Source organism: Hoylesella loescheii DSM 19665 = JCM 12249 = ATCC 15930, assembly GCF_000378085.1.
Taxonomy (GTDB): Bacteria; Bacteroidota; Bacteroidia; order Bacteroidales; family Bacteroidaceae; genus Prevotella; species Prevotella loescheii.
In genome coordinates, this window is sequence record NZ_KB899213.1 from 288,503 (window position 1) to 313,902 (window position 25,400).

The 25,400-nt window shown below is 48.3% G+C and carries 15 protein-coding genes, 1 tRNA gene and 1 pseudogene; 8 read left to right on the forward strand and 9 right to left on the reverse strand.

Annotated elements, in window-relative coordinates; translation table 11 throughout:
* Positions 1-20 precede the first annotated feature (20 nt).
* Positions 21-977, reverse strand: coding sequence for a FecR family protein (locus tag F453_RS0106095; RefSeq protein WP_018967230.1), 957 nt, complete (start codon positions 975-977; stop codon positions 21-23).
* Complete coding sequence (locus tag F453_RS0106100) at positions 961-1,542, reverse strand: RNA polymerase sigma factor (RefSeq protein WP_009236699.1); 582 nt, start codon at positions 1,540-1,542, stop codon at positions 961-963. Before F453_RS0106100 ends, F453_RS0106095 begins: the two co-directional genes overlap by 17 nt.
* 714 nt (positions 1,543-2,256) lie before the next feature.
* On the opposite strand from F453_RS0106100, the pseudogene F453_RS16145 reads away from it, so the two are divergent.
* The 3 genes and pseudogenes from F453_RS16145 to F453_RS0106110 all read left to right on the forward strand — a co-directional run bounded on the left by F453_RS16145 (position 2,257) and on the right by F453_RS0106110 (position 5,504).
* Positions 2,257-2,484, forward strand: a pseudogene (locus tag F453_RS16145) (hypothetical protein).
* A gap of 376 nt (positions 2,485-2,860) precedes the next feature.
* A tRNA-Gln gene (locus F453_RS0106105) sits at positions 2,861-2,931 on the forward strand.
* A 389-nt stretch (positions 2,932-3,320) separates the two neighbouring features.
* Positions 3,321-5,504: an alpha-galactosidase gene (locus tag F453_RS0106110; RefSeq protein WP_026292484.1), complete on the forward strand. Its 2,184-nt coding sequence runs from the start codon at positions 3,321-3,323 to the stop codon at positions 5,502-5,504.
* Between the two features lie 325 nt (positions 5,505-5,829).
* On the opposite strand, the gene F453_RS0106115 is transcribed toward F453_RS0106110, so the two are convergent.
* The 3 genes from F453_RS0106115 to F453_RS0106125 form a co-directional block, all read right to left on the reverse strand.
* Entirely contained in the window at positions 5,830-7,179 is a 1,350-nt protein-coding gene (locus tag F453_RS0106115) for a TolC family protein (RefSeq protein ID WP_234398319.1), read from the reverse strand.
* Positions 7,180-7,401: 222 nt separating this feature from the next.
* A complete protein-coding gene (locus F453_RS0106120) occupies positions 7,402-10,515 on the reverse strand; it encodes an efflux RND transporter permease subunit (RefSeq protein WP_018967233.1) in 3,114 nt (1,037 codons plus the stop codon).
* A 200-nt stretch (positions 10,516-10,715) separates the two neighbouring features.
* Positions 10,716-11,729, reverse strand: coding sequence for an efflux RND transporter periplasmic adaptor subunit (locus F453_RS0106125; RefSeq protein WP_025789881.1), 1,014 nt, complete (start codon positions 11,727-11,729; stop codon positions 10,716-10,718).
* 234 nt (positions 11,730-11,963) lie between these two features.
* On the opposite strand from F453_RS0106125, the gene F453_RS0106130 reads away from it, so the two are divergent.
* The gene (locus F453_RS0106130) at positions 11,964-12,854 is read left to right on the forward strand and encodes a helix-turn-helix domain-containing protein (protein WP_018967235.1); all 891 of its coding nucleotides are present in this window, start codon (positions 11,964-11,966) and stop codon (positions 12,852-12,854) included.
* A 406-nt stretch (positions 12,855-13,260) separates the two neighbouring features.
* On the opposite strand, the gene F453_RS0106135 is transcribed toward F453_RS0106130, so the two are convergent.
* The 4 genes from F453_RS0106135 to F453_RS0106150 form a co-directional block, all read right to left on the reverse strand.
* The gene (locus tag F453_RS0106135; RefSeq protein WP_018967236.1) at positions 13,261-14,109 is read right to left on the reverse strand and encodes a CPBP family intramembrane glutamic endopeptidase; all 849 of its coding nucleotides are present in this window, start codon (positions 14,107-14,109) and stop codon (positions 13,261-13,263) included.
* 1,661 nt (positions 14,110-15,770) lie between these two features.
* Positions 15,771-18,782: a protein translocase subunit SecDF gene (gene secDF, locus F453_RS0106140; protein WP_018967237.1), complete on the reverse strand. Its 3,012-nt coding sequence runs from the start codon at positions 18,780-18,782 to the stop codon at positions 15,771-15,773.
* Positions 18,783-18,890: 108 nt separating this feature from the next.
* Entirely contained in the window at positions 18,891-19,979 is a 1,089-nt protein-coding gene (locus F453_RS0106145) for an endonuclease/exonuclease/phosphatase family protein (RefSeq protein ID WP_018967238.1), read from the reverse strand.
* 11 nt (positions 19,980-19,990) lie between these two features.
* On the reverse strand, positions 19,991-20,911 hold the full coding sequence (locus F453_RS0106150; RefSeq protein WP_018967239.1) for a rhomboid family intramembrane serine protease: 921 nt from the start codon (positions 20,909-20,911) through the stop codon (positions 19,991-19,993).
* A 213-nt stretch (positions 20,912-21,124) separates the two neighbouring features.
* On the opposite strand from F453_RS0106150, the gene F453_RS0106155 reads away from it, so the two are divergent.
* The 4 genes from F453_RS0106155 to F453_RS0106170 all read left to right on the forward strand — a co-directional run bounded on the left by F453_RS0106155 (position 21,125) and on the right by F453_RS0106170 (position 25,400).
* Positions 21,125-21,397: an HU family DNA-binding protein gene (locus F453_RS0106155; RefSeq protein WP_009236686.1), complete on the forward strand. Its 273-nt coding sequence runs from the start codon at positions 21,125-21,127 to the stop codon at positions 21,395-21,397.
* 209 nt (positions 21,398-21,606) lie between these two features.
* Positions 21,607-21,735 carry a hypothetical protein gene (locus tag F453_RS16445; RefSeq protein ID WP_018967240.1) on the forward strand — a complete coding sequence of 43 codons (129 nt, stop codon included), beginning with the start codon at positions 21,607-21,609 and terminating at the stop codon, positions 21,733-21,735.
* Between the two features lie 600 nt (positions 21,736-22,335).
* Positions 22,336-23,358, forward strand: coding sequence for a LacI family DNA-binding transcriptional regulator (locus F453_RS0106165; RefSeq protein ID WP_009236684.1), 1,023 nt, complete (start codon positions 22,336-22,338; stop codon positions 23,356-23,358).
* A gap of 356 nt (positions 23,359-23,714) precedes the next feature.
* Positions 23,715-25,400, forward strand: a complete 1,686-nt coding sequence (locus F453_RS0106170; protein ID WP_009236683.1) for a sodium:solute symporter family protein — start codon at positions 23,715-23,717, stop codon at positions 25,398-25,400.

Sequence of the window (25,400 nt, forward strand, 5' to 3'; positions counted from 1 at the left end):
CTTGAATTCCTAAAACAAATTTATCTGCGTACGATCGTTACCACGCCGTTTTTCACCGTAGCTTCTGCCCTCGATATGTTGCAGAGGCTTGTTAAAACATCGGCTAAGGGTGCGGCCGTAACCAACTTGCCGTATAGCTGCTCGTTGCGCAGGCTGTCTTGCACCTTAAAACGTACACCGTAATAGTTCTCTAAATATTCGGCCACATCGGCCAAGCGCATGCCACGCATGGGCAAAACGCCTTTCAAGCGGTCTACGTATGCCGTTGCGTCTACCTTTGTTTTCGATGCAAACTGCCCTTGGGCGATGTTCAACCGTTCGTTGGGCAACATGTTCACCTTATCGTTTGTGGCGGTGTTTACCTCTACACGTCCCTCGGCCAACACCACGTTGGCCTTATCCGCAGCATAACTGTTAACGCAGAAGTGGGTTCCTAGCACCTTCACGTCAAACCCTTGGGCATGCACCACAAAGGGACGTCGAGCCTCGTGCGCCACTTCAAAGTAGGCTTCACCTATTATATATATATCGCGCGTACGTGCGCGGAAGGGTTTCGGATAGCGAATGCGGGTGCGCGAGTTGGCCGTCATGCGGGTGCCGTCGGGCAAGGTGAATGTCAATGTATGACCCGTGGGCACCGCCAATTCTTGCATCACGCTGGCAACGACTTGCTTGGGGCGTTCCGCTTGCTGTTTGGTCGCTTGTTGACCATGTTGCATATTCAGTCCCAACCACAAGCTACACGCCACCAAAGGCACAGCAACGGCAGCCGCCACACGCCACCATCTGCGACGCTTTTGCGCCTTGTCGGCCTGTATCTTCTCGTAGATGCGCGCCATAAGGCGTTCATTTACGGCGTTGGCGGGTTCTGCTCGTGTGATGAAGTCTTGCAATATCAAGTCTTCTTCCGAACCATCGAACCGCATGTCGTATATATCCCTGTTCATGGGCGTTTGTGTCTTATTCGTTTTTTGCATTGCTTACAGACCGCTTGGCACAGCCCCTGAGCATCTGCCTAAGCGTCTGTACGGCCAGCCCCACATGATAGTTCACCGTGGCGAGGGCAATGCCCAGCATGTTGGCGATGTCTTGATAGGGCATCTTTTCTACCTTAGCCAAGAAGAAAACATACTTGCACTTGGGTGGTAAGGTGTCGATGGCAGCATTGATGCTAGCCAGTTCTTCGGCCGAGATAAGCGTGTCGGCGGGCGTTTGCATGTCGGGGAAGGCGAAATCGCCCATGCCGAAGTGCTCAACGCTAATCTGTTTCACGCGGTTGCGCTCACGTCGCAGGTAGTCAACGCTCTTGTTATACACAATGCGTGTTAGCCATGCGCGCACGTTTTGCAGCTGCGTAAGCTTCTTGCGCATGCGCCACGCCTCTAAAAATGCATCGCTCACCACCTCTTCGGCCATCTCCCTACATCCTAGAATGCCGTAGGCATGGCAATAGAGGGTGTTAGAGAAACGGCTGATGAACCCGTTGAAGGCCACTTGGCTTCCTTGCGAGATAAGCACCAGTTCATGATAGAGTTCGTTCATAGGTGGCGTGTGGGGCGCATGCTGCGCTTGCCCGTTTAATGAATAAGACGTAAAACGACGATAATATTATAGGTCGACATTTCTAAATAAACGTATTTTAACGAAGGAATGTTGGTTGGCGATTGGGTAAGTCGACGAATTAACAAGGTTGGTCGGCAAGTTAATGCGAAGACAATTTGACGAGTTTGCAGGGTTGGTTGTCAAGTTAGCATGATGACGAGTTGAAAAGCTGACAATGCTTTTGCCGCTCTGCACCCTATTATCAAGATTCTATATGCCTAAAAACACATAGTCGCACAAGGCATATTGCTCCTCTCTTCCCTTCGAAAAGGGTTGTGTTGAGGCCTCTCTCGTTCCCTCTCTTTTAGGCAGAAGGGGGCTGAGTAAGACCTTTATTTACAACGCAAAGGTAACAATAAATTAGCGATTTGGAACATAAATTTGATTTACATTTGCCTTTAAGATGTTAAAACAATTCGTCGCACAATAAAAATAAGCGTGAAAAGTGTTTGTCATGAAATAAAAATCCATGCGCGAGTTCGGGATAAAACACAATCGTTATGCCAACTGGCGCGTAGCACTAGTTGGCGAGATAGTCATTCGTTTACTTGCCCTGTCTTGTTCAAGGGGCATGTTATCTTATTCCGAACGCGCCAATTAACCTCTCCCTCGTTCGCATTTTCATAGTTCCGAAAATGCGCTTGTTAAGCCCTGATGATGCATGATTACATTAACCGTCGTGTTAAACATGTTTTGGACGGCTGTTCCAGCTTATCTGGAATGCTGTTCCAGTTGAACTGGAACCCTGTTCCAACTTAGCTGGAACAGGAGTCCAACTTAGCTGTAACAAAGCGAGAGTTGAAAAAGCTCACTACAAGGGCTTATCGGGTGAGGCGTGAAAGGTGGTGTTTGGAGGGCGGAAAGGTGAGTTGTTGGCGATGATAGACTGTATAATGAACCGCCTAGATAATGCCAAGCAGGTATTAAACGTTACGAGAATTTGGGATAAGAGAAACTAGATGTGCTAACTATCATGTAGCAGTGGCCACCTTTGGATGTGTGTGTTTTTGTGTTATGGATAAGTTCTTGAGTTGACATTTTCACCTTTTCGCAAGTTTATCAGCTATCTTCCAAGTCACAAGGCCTTGCTGTTTGAGAATTGTCAATATGCCTTTTGGCCTGCTTAACTAACAATATAATCAAGTGATTATACTGCGTTCACAACCCGCGTACTTATATCTTTTTGCCTAGAAAACATAAAAAAGTTGGGCTAAAATTTGGTCGCATCCCCGAAAACAAGTACCTTTGCACCCGTTAATGTCCTATGGTGTAATGGTAGCACTACAGTTTTTGGTTCTGTCAGCGGTGGTTCGAGTCCATCTGGGACAACATTAAAGGAGGCTCTTTCTTCGTGAAAGAGCCTCTTTTTTTATTCTAACACGTCTTAGGTCGTTTGTTTGAATAGTCAGAAATGTTCGTCAGAAACGTTTTGTTTTTTACCGTTGGTGATAAAATGTACAAAACATGACATGCCCTATCACAAACAAAACCTACCTTTGTAGAAAGGTTCTGCCTTGAAAAAAGTAAAGACAGGCAGACCCGTGTTTGGGCTAAGGTGGGCAGTTGGCAAAATACCGAAGCAAAGACTTACCGCATATCGCCATAACTAACAATGAACCTTTGGGTTCATGAGATTATCAGTTTATAAGCCATGTCGCTCAAACAAGAAACTTAGAAGCTCAAAAACTCAAGAACAAATAAACTTAATGTATCAACGAATGAAAATATCTAAACTCCTCGTAGTGGGCATATCGATGCTCGTAGGCATGGCTGCCAATGCCAAGAACATGATTTCGATACACACCGATAACGTGCAACTGGTGCTGGGAGTGAAGTCTAACGGGCGGATTTACCAAGCTTATCTGGGCGAAAGACTCAGCGAGGGCACACCCCTCTCCCTGCTTTTTATGCCACAGGCCAACCAAACTTGGCCCATGCCAGCAGGCAACGAGGTATATCCTGTTATGGGAACGGAAGACTATTTCGAACCCGCGCTGCAACTAACCCACAACAACGGCAACCCCACTTCGGTGCTTAAATACGTGTCGCACACGCAAACTGCGCGCAATGGGATAACCGAAACCATTGTGAAACTGCGCGATGAGAAGTATCCGATAAGTGTAAACCTGCACTATTTGGCATACACCAAGGAAGACGTTATTTGCCAATGGGCGGAGATTAGTCATGGCGAGGCCAAGCCAATAAGCCTCGGGCGATATGCATCAGGCATGCTCTATTTCGAAGAACCCACGTATTATCTAACCGAGTTTAGTGGCGATTGGGCGCGCGAAATGCAGATGAGCCAAACCCAACTCAACTTCGGGCGCAAGACGATAGACACCCGTTTGGGCACGCGAGCCGCCATGTTGGCCTTTCCTTTCTTCGAAGTTGGGCTCGGTTCGCCTGTTTCCGAAAACCATGGCAAGGTGCTCATGGGCACCATCGGATGGACGGGCAACTTCCGTTTTACCTTCGAAGTAGACCACGACAACCAACTGCGGGTGTTGGCTGGCATCAATCCCGACGCCTCGACCTACATGCTCGAGCGCGGCAAAACCTTTAAAACGCCCGAATTTATCTTCACCCTAAGCACCCAAGGAACAGGGCAGGGCAGCCGAAATTTTCAGCGTTGGGCCTTAAATCACAGGCTATACATGGCGCAAGAAGACCGCATGACACTGCTCAATAACTGGGAAAACACTTACTTCGACTTCGACGAACAGAAGCTGAACAACCTCTTTGGACAGGCCAAAAACCTAGGTGTAGACCTCTTTTTGCTAGACGATGGCTGGTTTGGCAACCGCTATCCGCGCAACAATGATAAGGCTGGGCTGGGCGACTGGCAGGCTAATCGTGCCAAACTTCCTGGTGGAATACCCGCCTTGGTGAAAGGGGCCAACGAACAAGGAGTGGACTTTGGCATCTGGATTGAGCCCGAAATGGTGAACCCCGAAAGCGAACTGGCACGCAAAAAGCCACATTGGATATTGCGTTTGCCCGACCGCGAGCCCTACCTTTTTCGCCATCAGCTGGTGCTAGACCTAACAAACCCTGAGGTGCAAGACTTTGTTTTCGGTGTGATAGACGGGCTAATGAAGGAAAATCCCAACATTAAGTTCATGAAATGGGATTGCAACAGTCCGATAACCAACATCTTTTCGCCCCATCTAAAAGCGCGACAAGGCAACCTATACGTTGACTATGTGCGCGGACTTTATGCCGTTCTCAACCGCGTGCAGGCCAAGTATCCCAAGCTATACATGATGTTGTGTTCGGGCGGAGGTGGCCGTTGTGATTTCGAAGCGTTAAAGTATTTCACCGAGTTTTGGTGTTCAGACAATACCGACCCTGTTGAACGCATCTACATCCAGTGGGCTTTCTCGCACTTTATGCCTGCAAAGGCCTTGTGCTCGCACGTAACCGACTGGAACAAGAAGGCATCGGTGAAGTTCCGTTTAGATGTCGACTTCTCTTGCAAGTTGGGTTTCGACCTCGACCTCAAGCACCTTTCGGCCGACGATTTGACCTATTGCCAAGCCGCCATCAAAGAGTATAACCGACTTAAACCCGTTATTTTCTCTCCCAATCTCTATCGTTTGGTGTCGCCCTACGAAACCAATCATTGCGCCCTGATGCGTGTTAACGACCACCAAACGCATGCCTTGCTCTTCGCCTACGACCTGCATCCGCGGTACGGCGAAACCATCATCAACACCCATTTGCAAGGGTTAGACCCCACCGCCACTTATCGTGTGCGCGAGATTTGCCTGATGCCAGGGCATGAAAGCAGGCTACCCTTCCACAACCAAACCTTTACAGGCGACTATCTGCATAAGGTTGGCCTCAAGGTTTTAGGTGGAAATCAACTCGACAGTCGAATTATCGAATTGGTGAAAGAGTAGGGAGACATCGCTATTTTTGGGTTAGTTTGGGATAAGAAACAAATCATAATAGCCCATGTACGCGTTAGTTGGCATCATAGATGTCTGTTGTATCTGGCCTGGTTCAAAGTATATGGTGCTTAATCCCGAATTAGCTGAATATGAAAAAGACATGAAGGGAAATGGAGACAACGAACCAGATGGGGGTTGATACACAACAAGTCCCGAACAGGAAGAACCTGTTCGGGACTTTTGCATGTAAGGTCAAATATACGAAAGGAGGTTTATGCAGGGCGTGAAATGGCCAACACGATGGCGCATAACCATTTAATGGCTTGCGCCATGCCTATCTAGCCGTGGCTTTAAGATAGGCGGTGCGGGCGTTGAGATAGGCCACAACGGCTTCGCTGTATTGGTTGCGTGCCTTTTGGTCTTGCGTTTGGGCATCGAGTAGATTACTCATCGTACCCGTGCCAGCCTCGTAAAAGTCTTGGTTCAGGCGTAGATTCTCGGAAGCTTGCTCAATGCTTAGCTTGGCCAGTTGTATCTGTTTGTAGGCCGTTTCCAAATTGTCGTATGCGCTTTGCATTTGTATGAGCAGCAGTTGCCTGCTGTCTTCCTTCTCTTCTACGGCTATCTGCTCGGCTATTTTCTGACGTTTCAGTCCGCGATTACCCCACCAGTTGCTGATGGGCACACTGAGAGTAGCCAATCCCACCACGTTGGTGCGCCCTTTGTTGGTGAGGTCGTGATACATGCCAGCAACGCCAACGGCCAGTGTGGGCATCAGTTCGCCCCGCTTTACACGCGTTAGCAGGTGGTTGGCCTCTACCTTCTTGTCGAGCAAACGCATTTCGGTGCGCTGTTCCAAAGCCGTTGTGTGGTTTACGGAGAGCTGTCGTGGGTCAGGCAACTCGGTGGTAAGGGTTCGGTCGATGTCGATGTCTTCACCCTGTTTGCCGATATATTGCGCCAGTACCATTTTGCACAGCGAGATTCCGTTGTTAAGTTTCAGGCGGTTAACGGCCATCTCGTTTTGCTTCAACTTTACGCTCAGCACATCGTTTTTGTTAGCCACGCCCGCTTCGTAGGCGTTGTTGGCATCGTTAAGGATGTTTTCCAGCTGCTTGTCGGCTGCGTCCAGTGTCTTTTCTTGTTCGTAGAGCGCCAACAATTGGTTGTAATAAACCTCGGTGGTTTGTGCCACTTCGTCAGCGCTTTGTTCAAGCATCAGCTCCTTCACCTGCGTTTGCACGGTGGCTAGCTTATTGGCATTGATGATGCGCCCACCAACAAATACGGGTTGCATAGCCACGAGCGACGCCAACGTACCATGCTTAATGGCCTGCAAAGTGTAGCTGGTGGGCAGCGCAGCCAGTATGGCGGGGTTCAATCCAGCACCCTTTACGATGGCAGCTAGCTTTTGTTGGTCGGCAGCGGAGAGTGAAAACTCTTCTTGCACGAGGTAATCGGGCGAGTGAAAATAGGTTGCGTTGGCCGTAACCATTGGCAAATATTTGGCTCGCGCCTCTTTTTGTTGTTCCTTGGCAGCGGTTATTTCCAGTCGTGCCCGTTTCAGTTTCACGTTGTTTTCCTTAGCCAACGCCTTGCATTGGTCTAGGGAATATGTTGTCTGCGCGTGTAATCCCATTGTCAAACAGGGAATTAAGAGCAGGAAAAATCTTTTTAAGTTCATGAGTTTTTTATTTAAGTTCATGAGTTTTTGAGTTCATGAGTTTATGAGGAGTTAAGAAGTTATGGAGTTAAGGAGTTAAGCCGTATGCTGTGGAGTTTAAGAAGTTATGGGGCTAAGAAGCTAAACCGTATGCAGTGGAGTTTAGGAAATGATGGTGTTAAGGAGTTAATCCGTAAGCATAACGACTAAGCTAATGACTTAACTCCTTAACTCCATAACTCCCTAACTCCTAGAAGTGGCTTCCATCTTTAGCGTTCTCTTTCTGTCTTCCCACCTGAAAATCATCCAATAACCGATAGGTATCATGGTGACGATGAAGAGTAGCGAGATGATTGTACCGAAACAAACCACCACGCCCATAGGACCCCACAGCGGCGTATTGGCAATAACCATGGGGATAACGCCCATTGATGCGGCCGCACTTGTAAGGAAGATAGGGCGCATACGACGTTGGGCAGCTTGCAGGGCAGCACGCTTTGCCGATAGGCGATGATGCACGCGGAGCTCTTCGGCATAGTCTATCATGATGATACCGTTACGCACGATGATACCCATCAGCGAGATAATGCCCAGTATGCCAGTAATACCCACCTCTTGTCCCATGATGAGCACGCCCGTGGCAGCACCCAACAGCGAGAACAATAACGATACCATGATGACCAACGACATACGAATGTCTTTGAAATGGAATAGCAAGATGGCGAAGATAATCATCACAGAGATGGCCAAACCGCTATATATCTGTGGCTCGGTTTCTAGGTCTTTCTCCCTTTGACCTCCAATAGTCATGGTCACTCCTTGTGGAAGTTCAATCTTATTCACCTCTTCTATCACCTTATCCGTTACGTCGTTGAGGTTCAGTCCGCGTTTGGTATCGGCCATAACCGACATCGAACGAACACCGTTGCGATGGTGAATGGAAGTGTATGTCCAGTCGGGCGTCACCTTGGCCACCTGTCTTAGCGGCACGTTTACACCGGGGAGAAGTCCGCTAACAGTAGCGTTTTCGAGGTCTTCAGGTGTTTGATGACCCGCATGACTGTCTTTTAGCGTAACCTTTACAGGGTAGTCGCCCTCCCAAACCGTGGTGAGTGGAACGCCATCGCCAAAGCGCGTGGCCAAGTTTAAGGCCAAAAGACTCTTGCTCATACCCAATCGCGATGCCTCATAATCGTCAATCTGCACGTCGAGACCCGAGGTAGTGCCGTCGAAATTGTTGCGAACCAACAGCAATTCGGGCATGGCACGCATGCGACGCGTGGCGCTGTCTACTGCCTGACGGATGGTGTTGAGGTCGTCGCCACTGAACCTTATCTCTACGGGCGAACTGGCATCGCTATAATCAAGCTGCTTGATGCGCACCTGTGCTTCGGCAAAATGGTCGGTATATCGCGTGGTGAAGCTGTCTACGAGTGCCACGGTGGCAGCGTCGTTGTCGGTGTTTACGATAAACTGAGCATAGTTGGTGCCACCCAGTTGGGGTGCGTATGTATTTTGGAAGCGGGGCGACGACATGCCGTAGAAGGTGGAAATGTTGCGTATGCGCTTGTCGGCTTGCATCATGTTGCGCAGACTGTCGGCCACGGCAGCCGTGCGTTCGATGCTCGTTCCCTGTGGCAGGTAAATCTCTACGGCAAACTGGTTGCGTTCGGCACGTGGCAAAAGCTTCTGCGGCATCTTCGCAAAGAGCGTGGCACCAAGCACCACCGAGAGCGCACCAACACCCAAAGTGATGAACGGATGGGCGAAACAACGCTCGATTAGACGATCGTAATAACCCTGCATGATGTCGAGAAAGGTGCGCCGCTGTTTGCCCTCGCCCTTGTTTTCTTTCTTCAAACCCTTACGTATAAAGGTGAATTGCATCCAAGGCACCACCAGCACGGCCACCAAAAGCGATGCGCCCAGCACCACACTGATGCCTAAGGGGAACCACTTCACGAAGTCTTTCATGATGCCTTTCATTGTGAGCAACAAGGGGAAGAAGGTGATGGAGATGGCCAATGTGGCGCTGAAGATAGACGAGAAGAACTCTTTGGCTGAGTAGGTGGCGGCATGCCAGCGGCTCATACCTTCGTCTATCTTCTCCACATACGAGTCGATGATAACGATGGAGTTGTCTACAATCATACCCAAGGCCACTATGAGCGCGGCAAGAGTTACGGTGTTAAGCTCTATTCCGAAAGCGTAGAACAGTCCGAGGGTTATAAATATGGTGATAGGGATGGTGCTAGCGGCCACGCTTGCCACGCGCATGGGCAGCAAAAGCATGATAACCACCACCACCGAGGCAATGGCAATGAGCAATTCTTTGAGGAAATCGACAACCGAGGAGTTAACAACCTCGCTCTGATCGGTGATGGTATAGATGCTCACGTCTTGTGGCAACGCTTCTTGGAACTGACCCAAGATGTCCTTTACCTTATCTCCAAATTGCACGATGTTGCTTCCCTCGTTCATCTCTACCGAGAGCACGAGGCACTTTTGCCCGTTGTTTTTAACGTATTTGTTGGCTTGGGGGTACTCGCGCTTGATGGTGGCGATGTCGCGCAGACGGATAACGTTGCCGCGCGGGTCGCTGTACACGATGCGGTTGGCCACATCGTTCTCGGTGTTCATTTGTGAACGAAGGTGTATGGGACGTGTCGTTTGTCCGTCATCAACCTTTCCGCTCACCAGCGTCATGCCTTGTGCGGAGAGGTTAGCCAAGAGTGTGGCCGAGTTGATGCCGTAATCCGACAGCTTGTCACGGTCTACATACACGCCAATTTCTTCGCCCTGCTCGCCGCTAACACGTAGGTTAGCCAGTTCGGGAATAGTACGCAGGCGGTCTTTCAGCGTGTTCATATACTCGTGCAACTCGCGATAAGTCTTGGTTTTACTCTCCAATGTGATGAGCATGGCCGATGTGTCGCCAAAGTCGTCGTTGGCTATTAGGGCCAGAACGCCTTGCGGCAACGACACCTTAAACTGTTGCAGCTTAATCTTGAACTTGCTCCAAAACTCGTCTTTGTTAGTTACGTCGTCGTTCAGTTCAACGAAGATGTAGGCTATTCCGTCTTTTGTTTGTGAGCGCGTCTTATCCTTCTTTATCTCCTTAAAGCTCCAAAGGAATGTCTCTAAGGGCTTCGTCACCTGCTCTTCCACCTCGGCAGAGGTGGCGCCAGGATAAACGGCGGCCACCACGCCTTGGCGGATGGTGAAAGAAGGAAATTCGTTTTTGGGCATGTTGATGAGTGCGAACACACCGAAACCGATGAGCACCACCATCAACAAGAGCATGATGCTGTTGTAGTGCATCACACTTTCTATGATATTTCTTTTGCGTTTAGACATAATGTGCCAATGTTATGTGAGGCCTATTAAAGGTGAAAAGCGGGAAAATAAGGATGGTTGTCTTTCAAACTTGTTAGTCTAGCGGTAATAGTTAATCTAGTTTGGCTAGTCTACAACTAGCTTACTAAGGCCAAGAACATGGCTTAACCCGCTCTTTACACTTCGAACTTACTCCTTATTCCCTTACTCCTTACTACTATTTAAATCACTTTCACTCCTTCGCTCACTTTGTTTTGTCCGTTTATGATAACCTTATCGCCTTGCGATAGTCCGGCGTTAACCACCACGCCACTTTGGCATACGCCTCCCTGCGTGATGTCTCGGCGATGTGCCGTACCGTCTTCCACCACCCAAACGTATGGTTTGGCCCCGTCTATCAGCACGGCTTCTTGTGGCACAACGATACCTTGCACGCCACCCTTACTGGCCAATTGTGCGCTGCAAACCATGCCCGGAAGCAGCTGATGGCCTGCGTTGGGAAGACTAACGATAACATCATACGTATGACTTAGCAAGTTGGCTTGTATGCCTTTCTCGGTAACCTTGCCCACAAAAGCCTTTCCGCCTAGGGCCGACACCGTGAAGGGCACCGACTGGCCTTTGCTAATGCCCGAAATTTCGTTTTCGGGTACGGCGATTTTCATCTCCACTCGGTCAAGCTTTACCAACTTAAAGCATCCCAATCCAGGTGCCATATTGTTGCCTGTGTCTACCATTCGCTGCGAGATAAACCCGTCGAAGGGAGCACGCAGTTCACAGTTTTGCAGCGTCTTGCGGGCAATACGCTCGGCTGCTTCGGCCTCGGCCAACTTCGTTTGCACGTCAACAAAGCGTATTTCGGGCAAACTACCTTTCTTATATAGTTGTTCCAGACGCTTAAAGGCATCGCGTGCTTGCGATAGGGTACTCATCGCCATGTCGTGCGCACTTTGTGCCGAGGTTTTGTCAATTACTGCTAATAGCTGGCCTTTACGCACTGCCTGACCTTCGTCGGCCAACACCTGCGACACTGTTCCCAGTGTGGCGAAACTCAAAGTAGAGCCATAGCTCTCTTGAATAACGCCCACGTAGGTGCGGCTTCCGTCAACGCTGCCAGTCTGCACGGTCATCGTTTTCACCTTAATAGGTGCAACGGCTTGCTCTTCTTTCTTACTGTTGCAACCGCTCAACATCACGACGAGCGCCGATGCAACCAAAAAATTGATTTTTGTCATATTTCTTTCTTTTACCATATACTTACTTGGTGATTACCAAACACTTTTTGGTCGAAAACGACCATTATGTCCCTAAAAACGACTTGATTATGTTTGACAATGCAAAATTAAGGATATAATTAACCCCGTACAAGGTTGAAAAACGCTCAAAAATGTTCTATTTTATATATTAACAAAGATTTTGGGGTGTATTTGCCAAGTTAACGCCAAAAAGTTAGTACATTTGCAATAAATATGTACAAAGACATGGAACAACGATTGCAACTTCCGTTCACGCTTCAAAGCTTTAACGCGGCCGACATTGACACCGAAATGGAGCGCCGACTGATATCCATTCATCGCATTTTTGCTTTGGTGTTGTGTACCCAAGGCAGCATCAGCGTGAGCATCGACAATAACGCATACCATATTAATAAGGGCGACACGCTTTTTATTCCCCCTGCCATCTACGCCAATATCAATAATTTCAGCAACGACCTTCACGGCATCATATTCTACGTGGACTACGATTTCATCATGTCGATAGTGAACAAGACGATGGACATCACCACGGGATTGTATTTCAGTGAGCACCCGTTTCTGTCGCTTTCCGTGAGCCAATACGACCGTATTCTTACGCAAATGCAAACCTTGATGGCGCGCGAGGCGCACGAAAACGAGAGTTATGCCAACTCGCCCAACCCGCAGGTGATAACCGAATTGTTGTCGTCGATGTGCCGAACGCTTACCTACGAAATTGTAAACTGCTACATGGTGAGCCACCATTTGCAAGTGGGCACGTGGAATGTGACCGATAAGCTGGCGCAAAACTTCATCGTAGAGGTGTACAACAACTACCGCAAGCATCGCGATGTGGCTTTCTATGCCGACCTGCTTTGCGTTACGCCCAGCTATCTATCGGTGGTTGTGAAAGAGAAAACGGGTAAAACGGCCCTGCAATGGATTAACGACATCGTGATGAGCGATGCTCGCCAACTGTTGCTTTATAGCGACCAAAGCATCAAGGAGATTGTGGCGACACTGGGTTTCCCCAACCAATCGTTCTTCGGCAAGTATTTTAAGCAGCACACGGGCAAGTCGCCCAAGCGGTTCAGGTTTGAAGGTAGAGGGGGAGCTAAGGCTTAAGGGTTGGGCAAACGGGCGGTAATGCGGTGCGTGGAACTAATCAGATAGGCAGGCGACATGTGTAATTGCCCAGCCCCTATCAGGCTAGACACATCTTTATAACTAGCCTCTCGAACCCTACAACATTCCTTGTAGCCACGCTACAAGCCTTTTGTAGTGTGGCTACAAACAAATTGTAGTGCCACTACCGCTTGTTTGTAGTGTCACTACAAGCAACTTGTAGTCGCCGTACAAACGCCTTTGTACTGCTCCGTTAATGAGAAAACGCTGCTCATAGGCATTATTAAAGCCTATATCAAGGTAACAAACAGTTTGCCAGACGTAATCAAATCGGGGGGGGTAGCCAATGCCAAAGCGCATATCGGTTTCTTGCTTGTTCCACCGCAGGTTAGCATAAAGGCTGAGATCAAAACAGGATTTCAGGTCTTGTGCCAATCCTCTTCTTTTTCTTAATATACAGCATGGTGTAAACGATTGAGATGGCTATTCCTATCACAATGGTTATTATCGATGCCTCTGGCCCAAACTCTCCGCCTGTTAATATGTCGGGGCCAGATATTGACGGTGTGATAAGTGGGGTGAGGCCTGTTGCTTGCCCAGACACGCTGCAACCAAATATGTTACCTTGTATATAGTTCCATGCCCAATGCATCCCTATTGGAACCCATATCGTTTGATGGTAAGCGTAGGCAATGGCCATTAGCCATCCCGAGTTAAGGGCTAGTGCCAAGGAAGACCATACCGTTCCTCCTGGGTTAACGATGTGCATAAATCCAAAGAGTAGAGAGGAAACTATCAGGCCAACAACAATGTTCCACTTGTCGCTTATTAGGCGAAAAATAAGACCTCGGCATACAATTTCTTCGACAACGCCAACCAACAAGAAAACAGCCAACCACCCCAATTGACTGTCTAAGTTAAACTTAACGCCCACAATCGTATAGTGGCCTGTTAAATACAAGTAAGCCACAATTGCCGAAAAATACAGGACAGACACGATCCAACCAATACACATCTTGTGCATTTTACTAAGAACCGATAGGCGCGCGCTATCCTCTACATACAGGCCCAGATACCTTTTAAAGGCGTATAAAGTAACGCCCGTCGTTAATAACGACAAGGGTAACTTTATGTAGGCAGAAATGTCATACATCAGAATGATTATAAGGATGCCAGGTAGGATAAAGAAGGCCACAAATCCTATAAGTAAATAAGCACCCCACGCAAGGTTGTCGTCTTTTGATATGATAGCCATAGCATATTGATATGATGTTATACATTTTTGTTTTATGGTGCCACAACTTACGAGTTTGGGATAAGAAGCAACCTTTATACCATCAACCGCTACACGGTAGTTGGCGTAACGACTGCTTCTTACTTTGAACTCGTATTGTTTACAAATGGTTATGATACCGATACCCCAATGGTACAGATGGCTGTTTGTGGTGGGGTAGGCGTATACCTATTATATAATATGCGCGCGTGTACGAGAAGACGGTGCGTGCATAGCATGCTTATGAGGGTGTGTTGGCCGTGTAAGCTGGTGTGGCCAGTGGCTTAACTTATTATAAGTTCTCATAAATGGTGGCTAATGAAATTTACTGCAATCGTATGGTATTAAAGTGTCACAGCTTACAAAACATCAATTGCCATCGTTACAAAGGCAAAGTTACAAAATTATTCTGTATGGTAAATAATTTCTAAAAGCTTTCTCTTTTGGCGGATATAAAATATAATTGCCCTCGCATAATTTAAGTGCGAGCTAGGAATAAGGCATCGTATAATCCAAGCAAGATTAGACGTAGAAACCTCTGTTTCACTATCTACCGCGTAGCGGTTAGTCTGTTGGTAGGGTAGGGTTGGGAGCCAAAGCGAGCTACCCTGCCTAAGCTACGGAGGGCGAAAACAAGGCCGTAGGTCTTGGTCTGTTTTCGTTGAATGCGTTTCTAGGTGAAGAATGGGCGCAATGTTTTTCGCACCACTCTATTATTTTGTCTGCCTTTTGATACTATTGGCCCGTCAAATGTGGTAAGTTTCGCTCATGAACAATCCCTTTTCTTCATGCAAATTCGCTGTTGGAAAAAGACCAAGACCTACGGCCTTGTGGGGTTAGGTGCACCACTTAGGCAGGGTAGGTCGCTCTCGCTCCCAACGCTGCCCTACCAACGGACCAACCGCTACGCGGTAGATGACTCAATGCCACTTGAGCGTATATGGGTTGTTGCGAGTTATATGTTTTCCCTGGCAGGCCTATCATGTTTATCCCGAACTCACGCATCCATTTAGAATGGCACGACACTTACAAGTTGCTGCCCGATGCTTTACACCCCGCTCTTCTCATCTTTTCACCTTTTCACCCCTTCACTTTTGTTTCCCTGCCTTACCAAAAGCCCAACCGCTACGCGGTAGTTGGCGCATTATCCCCAACTAACTATTCATGTTTACACCAGCGTTGCTTGTCTTGAACGACCATAAACACCTGCTTTTAGAGCAGAAATGAATGTTGGATGAGGACAGAAAGAAGAACTTTGGTCGTCAGGACGTTATGCGCTAGTGTTGGCATTTACCGCTTATGGGTTTGTTCTAGATGATGTGGAATGCTGTTCCATGTGACATGGAACGATGTTCCAGATGATATGTAACAACGTTCTATCTTAGCTGTAACAAGCGTACAAGATTGTGATAGCAAGGCAAGGAATAAAAAGATAGAGTGTAGGAGTTATTTGGGGACTATTTGAACGTTAAGTTCATGGCAGTAGAAAGTATGTCGGTGTAAGGCCATAAAACAAGAGGCGAGCTATTGCGAAACACCTTTTATCCCGAACGGACATACATTATCGTTTATAAAAAATGCCTCACTCCTTATTATATAAAGGAGCGAGGCACTTTGTTTCTGTACGCGTTGTCGCGTTGTCGTTATGCAGTCGCAGCTTCCAAAGCGCGTCCCTTGTGGGTTTTACCCAAGGTAAGGAAGGCGATGGGGGCAGCGATGAAGATAGACGAGAGTGTTCCGAAGATAACACCAAGGCTCATGGCGAAGGCGAAACTCTGGATGCTTTCGCCACCCAAGAACAAGATACAGAGCAACACAATAAGCGTTGAGAACGACGTGTTGATGGTTCGAGCCAACGTTTGGTTGATACTGTCGTTGAATAGGCTACGGAAATCTTGTTTGGGATGCAACTTCATGTTCTCGCGGATACGGTCGAACACCACCACCTTGTCGTTAATGGAGTAACCGATAACCGTAAGGATGGCACCGATAAACGTCTGGTCGATTTCCAAAGAGAAAGGCATGAAGCCCCACAACAAGGAGTAAAGACCGATAACGAACGTGGTATCGATGGCCAAGGCCACTGTAGAACCCACAGAGAAGGCCACGTTGCGGAAACGTATAAGGATGTAAACGAAGATGGCGAAGATGGCCAACAGCACGCTGATGATGGCGCCGTAGGTGATGTCTTTTGCCACCGAAGGACCAACCTTGGTACTGCTGATGATGGATCCACCTTGACGAATGTCGGGGTTTTTAAAGGCCTCGACGTTCTTTTGCGAAACAAGTCCCGCCTTCTTCAAGGCGTTATACAGTATGGTTTCTGCCTCATCGTCTACCGTGGGGCTGTTGCTTTCTATCTTATAGTTGGTGGAAATACGGATGGTTTTGTGGTCGGTACCAAGGGCCAAGGCACCAGTGGTGCAGCCAGGGAAGGCATTGGCCAAGATGGTGCGCACCTGTTCGGGTTGCACTTGCTTCTCGAACGTAACCACGTAGTTGCGTCCACCAGTGAAATCGATGCTTTGACTCAGTCCGCGAGTTACGAAACTGCCGATGAATACGGCCAAAAGTACGGCCACAAGCACGAACGTGTTCTTATAAACGCTCATGAAGGGGAAGCGCACGTTCTGCATGAAGTTCTTCGAGAAGGCCGTAGTAAAGGTGAGTTTCATCCAACGATCTTTGTTCAGCTGATATTCGTAAACCAAACGTGTGAGGAACACGGCGGTGAAGAACGAACAAACAATACCGATGATAAGCGTTGTGGCGAAGCCGCGGATAGGACCTGTACCGAACGAATAGAGGATGATACCCGTGATGATAGAGGTAAGGTTCGAGTCGAAGATGGCAGAGAATGCGTTGCCATAACCCTCTTTCAGAGCCTGTTTAAGGCCTTTTCCCGCTGCAAGCTCTTCCTTAGTGCGTTCGTAGATAAGCACGTTGGCATCGACAGCAGTACCTAGCGAGAGCACCATACCTGCGATACCCGATAACGTTAGTGCGGCTTGGAACGACGTAAGGATACCTAACGTGAAGAATAGGTTGACGATGAGGGCCATGTTAGCCATCATACCTGGCGTAAAGCCATACATCAATATCATGTAAGCCATGAGCACCACGAAGGCGATGGCAAACGATTGGATACCTTGTTGGATGGATTGTGCACCCAGTGTAGGACCAACTACTTCTTCTTGAACGATGCGTGCGGGTGCGGGCATACGTCCACTCTTCAGCGTATTGGCAAGGTCTTTGGTCTCTTCGATGGTGAAGTTACCGCTAATCACAGAAGAACCGCCATCAATCTCATTGGTCACGCGAGGTGCGCTGTACACTACGTTGTCCAAAACAATAGCAATCGCCTTGCCAACGTTGGCCTTTGTGAGTGCTGCCCATCGGCGGGCACCGTCGGAATTCATGCGCATGTTCACCACGGGAGCACCATTGTTATGGTCGAACTCGTCGTTAGCGTCGGTCACAACATCTCCTTCGAGCGGTGCACGACCGTTAGTGCTGGTCACTTTCAATGCATGCAGTTCGTAAATGTTCTTTACGCTAACCTGGTTAGATGGCTTAGCACTCCACAATAGTTTAAGGTCGGAGGGCAAAATCTGCTTGGCCAGGGCGCCATAGATAAGCTTGTTGATGGCAGCCGTATCGCGAACGCTGGCATAACCTACAGTGCTTAGGGAGTTTCCGCCCACGGTTTGCAGGCGTGCCAGCAGCGGATGGGCCTTGATGGCAGCAGCCATTTGGGCATCGTTGGCACGTTCTGCCATTTCGGGTTTATTATCTTCGCCTGCATTCAGCTTAAATTTGGGTTGCTCGTTCTTAGCCTTTGCCACCTCTTGTTCGGCTTTCGCCTTGGCGTTGGTGGTGTCAACGGCTGCTGTATCTGTGCCGTTTTGGTCGTTGGCCAATCGTGCATCCAATTGCGTGAGATAAGGAACAACCTCGGCAGCGTTGAACGTTTCCCAGAATTCTAGGTTGGCCGAGCCCTGCAGTAGCTTACGAACACGTTCGGGTTCGCGTACGCCAGGCATTTCAACCATAATGCGGCCTTCTTGTCCTTCTAGCTTTTGGATGTTGGGTTGCACCACGCCGAACTTGTCGATACGTGTGCGCACCACGTTGAACGAGTTGTCGATGGCGGCTTGCACTTCAGCTCTCAGTGCCTTTTCAACGTCCGAGTCGCTGCTCTGGGGCGACACCTTGCCTTGCAATTGTTGCGTGGCGAAGAGCTCGGCGAGCTTATGGCCGGGTGCGTTCTGCTTATAATACTTGATGAATAGCGAGATAAAGTCGCTCTGGCTTGTTTCTTCTTCTTTCTTAGCCTGTTCTAGCGACTTGGTGAAAGCCACGTCGGTCTTGTGGTCTGCTAATGTCTCGATAACGTCGGGAACGCTAATTTCAAGAATAACGTTCATACCTCCCTTGAGGTCCAAGCCCAAACCAATCTGTGTTTCCAAACACCTTTGGTAGCTATAGATGCCAAGATACTTCACAGAGTCCTTGTAATCTTGTTGGGCAATGGGGTCTTTCAGCTCGGCAGCTTTCCCGTCATAGTAACGGGTTGCTACTGAAAAAGAGAGGTAGAAGATACTTGCAAGCGTCAGCAAGACGGCAGTTACAATTACGATACCTTTGTTTTGCATTTTACTTTATTTTTGTTTTATTGTTTTTCTGTGACCATACAACCCTGCAAAGTTACTTATTTTTCTCAGATTAGTAAACAGTTCGCTCTGTATATTATCATTTTTTGCCTATTTGCGAACTTTTTGCAGCTGGCAAAAGATGGGATAGTGGTCTGATGTTTTCACTTTATTCTCTACCACACATTTAAGCGGTTGCCAATCGTCGCTACACATAATATTGTCTATGCGCACGTAAAAGGCGTTGCGGTGGTAGCTTATTCCCGGTCCGTTTCCGCTGGCTACGTAGCAGTCGGTGAGTTCTTTTGCCATGCGATGTCGGGCGTAAGAGATGGGGCTGTCGTTGAAATCGCCGCAAAGTATCACGCTGTGTCCCTTGTGCTTTCGCACGAAACGGGCCACGGCATCTACCTGCGGAGCACGCACTCGGGCATATTCGCCCAGCTTATGTATCAGACTTTTGCCCAAGCCTGGCATTTGTTTGGTGCGCAGGTCGCCTTTAAGCATGTTCTTAAAATTCTGCCGTTGGGCTTCGGTTAGTCCGGTCGTGGCGAAGTGGTTGTTGATAACCAACACCGTATCGTCGGGCGTGGCTATCCAACAAGCCTGACTGAAGTCTGCGCTTTGCGGATACATCACGCGCTGCGAACGCAAGATGGGGTACTTGCTATATATCGCAAGGCGATCGTAGATGGTGGTTTTCTCCTTTATGTCATGATAAGGGTAGATGCTGTTAAGCAACGAATCGATGGTGGTTTGGAACTTTCCGCCCAGATTTGCTTCTTGTAGACACAGTATGTCGGCATCTTTCGCCTTTACGTAGTTCAGCATTTCCCAGCGTTGAGCCTCTGTTGCCTCGCCGCCACCCCACATTAAGGTGTTGTAGGATAAAACTTTGAAGCAGCTGTCGGGCACGGTTGGGTTCATGTTAAATGGTATATATGCCCGCACTGGACCATAACAGGCCACGAAGCCTATCACTGGAATGAGCACCCTACGTAGCCTGAAGAATACCCAAAACACCATGAAGGCGGCGTTGATGGCAAGGAAGACGGGGAAGGTTAGGCCCAAAGTAGCCAGCAGGGGATGACCCTCGGGGTTCACCCTGTCGCTATATCCCACGGCAAGCATCACCAGAATGGTGGCCACATTGGCACCACTGGCGAGCTGCACAATCCATTTTTTCACGTTAGCCTGCATCGTCTCTTCGCCTATTGTCTTTTGCTTTGGTCGAAAAGGCGTTGTTTCTCTTCGCGCGTAAGACTGTCGTAGCCACTCTTGCGTATCTTGTCCAGTATGCGGTCTACTTCGTCTTGTTCGGCCTTCTTGCGTGTGTTATAGTCCCAATCGCTTTCCGTTCGTGTTTCTTCACGCGGACTTTCGGGTGTGGACTGGCTATGTCGTTCGTAGAAATCTTTCATCTTCTCGAAGGCATTAGGACCTCTTCGTTGCGAGAAATCGTGCGAAGGATGGCGCTGCCAATAGCGTATCATGAAGAAACCGAATATCATTCCGCCCAAGTGAGCTAAGTGCGCCACGTTGCCACCTGTGCCCGCCATGGCCTGGAACAGCTCTAATGCGGCATAGCCCATAACAAACCACTTGGCCTTGATGGGTATTGGGATGGGGAAAATAAAGATCTTGTTTTCGGGGAATATCATTCCGAAGGCCAAGAGGATGGCGTAGATGGCGCCAGAAGCACCCACGGTGGTGAGCGCGTTAAGCTGGTCGGCTATTTTACCCATCACCACGAAGGCCTCGCCCACACCTAACGGGGCTTGCTCGTTAAGTTGCAGGTAAATCTCCACAAACTGCGCCAACTCTTGCATGATGCCTGCACCGATGCCACAAGCTATATAATAAAAGAGAAATTTACGTGGACCCCACACGCCTTCTACCACAACGCCGAACATCCACAAAGCAAACATGTTGAAGAATAAGTGCGTAAACCCACCATGCATGAACATGTAGGTTACAAGTTGGTAAACGCGGAAGTCGGACGCCCTAAAAAAGTGGAGTCCAAATATGTTGTTGAGATCTATGCCAGAACCGCTTTGCAGCACCAATGTAGCCAAGAACACGAGTACATTGATGATTAGCAGATTTTTCGTAATTGTTGGTATGTTGCCCATTAACTATGTGGTTTGTTTGAAATGTTATAACATGGGCAAAAGTACTAAAAATATCTGTCAATGCGCATAAAAAGCCCTATGGAACGACAATTTTTCAAAAAAAACTTCACTTTTTTTTCTTTTTTGTTTGATTTTCGAAACGAAACGTCTATATTTGCCCTCAATTCAGCATAGCACATACACATTTATCACTTATTTATAATTCAAAGTTATATGAACAAAACAGATTTGATTGACAAAATCGCAGCAGGCTCAGGCTTGAGCAAGGCTGACTCAAAGAAGGCGTTAGACGCAACAGTTGCAGCAATTAAGGGTGCTCTTGTAAAGGGCGATAAAGTTCAGTTGGTGGGCTTCGGCACATTCAGCGTTAACGAACGTCCTGCTCACGTAGGTGTTAACCCCGCAACGAAACAAAAAATCACTATCGCCGCCAAGAAGGTTGCCAAGTTCAAGGCAGGCGCTGAACTGACGGAATCTATTCAGTAATCACTTCTACCAAAGAAGAGAAAAATAAAGAACGCTACCCCCGCGATACGTGAGGGTGGCGTTTTTTGTGTTTTATCGGGATGCATCCCTTACCGTTTTGTCGGGCAGTTTGTTGTCGCAAGGTTGGCGCCTTACCGCCTAACAAAAGAGTGCCCCGAAAGTAATGTTCTAACTTTCGGGGCTAATTAAACAATAGAGAGAGATAGCTGATGAACAAGCCAGCACGTGGGGCGTTCATCGTAAAAAGTGCGATTAACGAGCGCAAGCCCATGCAGAGAGCCATCAGGCCTTATTCCAACGTGGATGCCGCATTGACGCACATCAACAACCACAACTAGGCCACCATGCCTAAGTAGTACGCCATGCCTGCAATTCCTCACTGTCAGTTAATGCTGGGGTTAGCAGCGCTCGTTTTCACAATATCGTTTCTGGTTTGTGGGCATCGCGTAAGCAAACTTGACATCGCCCTTTTTATCACCCAAAACCGATTTCTTTTTACGATGCTAATATACGAATTTAATTCTTTCGTTCCAAACATTTTGATGCAAAAATATCTAATATAGAAGAATTTAGATAGTTTAAGAACAATAAATGCGGCATTATGAACAGTGAAAGAGGTCTACTAGTGAAGAGATTACAAGCGCATTTTGCCTGTTGATAAGCGAAAGAGCGGACATGTGAATGCGTGAATAAGTAAACAAGCAGACAGGCAAACAAACTGCCTAATGAGTAAACAAGTGGGCGGATTAGCTAGTTGAAGAGTTGGCAAATCAACTACCTGACGAGTGCCTAGCGAGCCATTAGCTCTATCTCACTTTTTAGCACTAAACTAACTGCGCTTCAAAAATATCCATTACCTTTGCATAAGCAGGCGAGAGCGTTCGCCCTGTCCATTATAACCAGCTACGTAATAACACTACCACATAGAAATATCAGGAATGACGTCGCCCAAAACCACTATTAAAGACATTGCCAAGGCCTTAGGGCTATCTGTTGCCACCGTTTCGCGTTCGCTTAACAGCAGTCATGAGGTAAGCGAAGAAACGCGCATGCGTGTATTGAGCAAGGCTCGCGAATTGAGTTACAAGCCAAACATCCATGCGCGGAACTTGTTGAAACGCCGAAACAACATGGTTGGCGTGGTGGTTCCAGAGTTCACCACATTCTTTTTTCCCGAGATTATCATTGGTATTCAGGAAGTATTGAATGCCGAAGGCTATCAGGTGTTGATTTGCCAGTCAAGCGAATCGGCTACACTCGAACGACGTAACATTGAGATGCTAGAATCCAGTATGGTGGAAGGGCTCATCGTTTCAGTAACCAAAGATGCTCAAAACACCGCTCTCTATCATCGTATCATTGGCGAAGGGACCCCTGTTGTGTTTGTCAACCGCGTGCTTCCCGAGCTTCACGCCACACAAGTGGTTATTGACGACCGCAAATGGGCATTTAAAGTTGTGGATCATTTGGTGCGTTGTGGTTACCGCAACATCGCTCACCTAGCGGGCAACGAACATCTTTCCATAACCAAAGAGCGTTTGCAAGGTTATCTCGATGCTCTCTCACTGCACGGCATTCCCATCAAAGACAAATACATCATGCACGTTGGCGTGCAGCAAGATCGCGCCAAAGTGGGCATAGACTATCTGCTTAGCCTTAAAGAACGCCCAGATGCCATCTTCACCGTTAACGACCCTATTGCCGTGGGATGTATGCTCGAATTGCGCAAACGAGGCCTACGCGTTCCGCAAGATGTGGCTGTAGCAGGTTTTTCCGAGTCGCCCATTGGCCGTATTATGGAGCTTACCAGCGTATCGCAACCCACCTTCGAGATGGGTAGAGTGGCAGCACAACGTCTGCTCAGGCAGATGGCAGACGCCACAACACCCATCGAAACCATTGTTCTAGATGGGAAACTAAATGTTAGGGGCTCTACTTTACCTGCTAGAAAGATGGAATAAAGGGGTTCGGACATCGCTGCCTTATCCCCACTCGCAGAACTAGCTTTCCTGCACAGCGCGCAATTTACAAAAGCAAACGACAATAACACACAAAACGCCTAACCGCTAATTGGCTAATTGGGCAAGGCTTGCTAGATATGCTTAGGCTTGCTAGGCATACTAGCCACACGCATTCATTAGTAGGCGCAGCCATCTTTTCACCCTTTCACCCTTTAAAGTCCTTTTCACCTTTTTACCACTGCAAACGTTTACGTAGATATTCAGTTTTTCCGTTTTACCTGCTGTTTTTTCGCCGTATCTTTGTCCTGTTAAACATCTCCTATTAGGTATAGTAGCAACAATAAATCCTAACAATCATGAGCCTACTCGACTTCATCATGGTGACTTTGCTCACCATCGGCGTACTTTCGGCAGGCATGGCCTTTGCCAAACAAGGTAAGAACATGACCTCTTTCTTTGCCGCAGGCGGTGCCGTTCCTTGGCAAACCAGCGGTCTTTCGCTCTTCATGAGCTTTTTCTCGGCCGGCACTTTTGTCGTTTGGGGTTCTGTTGCCTACCTACACGGCTGGGTTGCGATAAGCATACAATGGACAATGGCCTTGGCAGGACTGCTCGTGGGCACGTGTGTTGCCCCCCGTTGGCACCGAACAGGCTCGCTCACCGTGGCCGAATACATTGACAAGCGTCTAGGCGTACATGTTCAGAAAACCTATACCTTCCTGTTTCTCTTCATCTCACTCTTCCTTACGGCGTCTTTTCTCTATCCAGTAGCCAAGATTGTGGAGGTATCTACTGCACTCGACCTCAACCTCTGCATCATTCTCTTGGGTGCATTCTGCATACTCTACGTATCGGCAGGCGGACTTTGGGCCGTTGTTTCCACCGATGTCTTGCAGTTTATCATTCTCATGGCGGCCATTATTATAGTTGTACCACTATCACTCGAACGCGTTGACGGGCTACACGCACTCCTCTCGCAACTGCCCGAGAGATACTTCCACCTCACAGCCAACGAATACCCACTACTTTTTATCCTCGCATTCGGACTTTACAACGCCATCTTCCTTGGCGGAAACTGGGCCTACGTGCAACGCTTCACTTGCGTTCGCACTAGCACAGACGCCAAGCGTGTGGGGTGGTTCTTCGCTGCCTTATACTTCGTGAGCCCCATATTGTGGATGCTTCCACCAATGGTCTACTATCTACTTAATCCCTCTTTGGGTATCATGGAGAGCGAGGGCGCTTATCTAATGATGTGCAAAGAAGTGTTGCCAAAGGGTATATTAGGGCTGATGATAGGCGGAATGATATTCGCCACCACCAGTGCGATGAACTCGAAGCTCAACATTGCATCGGGCGTAGTAACCAACGACCTTTACAAACGCCTCTATCCGCACAGCTCGCAGCGGCGGCTTATGCTTGTGGCACGCCTTTCCACCGTGGCCTTTGGCGTTATAAGCATACTCATAGCCCTGCTCATACAGCACATGGGCGGCGTTGTCAATGTGGTAATCAGCCTTGCAGCCCTCACGGGCGTTCCACTTTACCTACCCGTTATATGGACATTATTCTCACGTCGGCAAACAGGCACAACAATATTGGCCACCACCATCACCACATTGGTGGTTAATGTGTTGTTCAAGTTCGCGGTGCCAGTACTAACGGGCTTTACATTTAGTCGCACGGGCGAAATGGTTTTCGGTTGCGCTTTGCCCATTATCATGCTCGCAGCCTTCGAGATTTATTTTGTGCTGACAGGTAAAACCAGTAACCGCTATGCCGAATATGCCGCATGGGAACAAGCCAACAATGCCAAGCGCAACGCCCTAACGACACAAGCACAAGCCGAAGCCAAAAGCGAAAACACATACAGCAAGCGCATCATAGGCCTGGGAATATTCTTCATCGGCCTTGCCATCGCCCTGCTAGGACTACTCTCCGAGGGGCATACCATGCTGGTTACAGGCACTGGGGCTTGCTTTATGCTCATTGGAGTGGCCTTAACATGGAGCATTAAAAAAAACAATGAAAACAAGAACTAG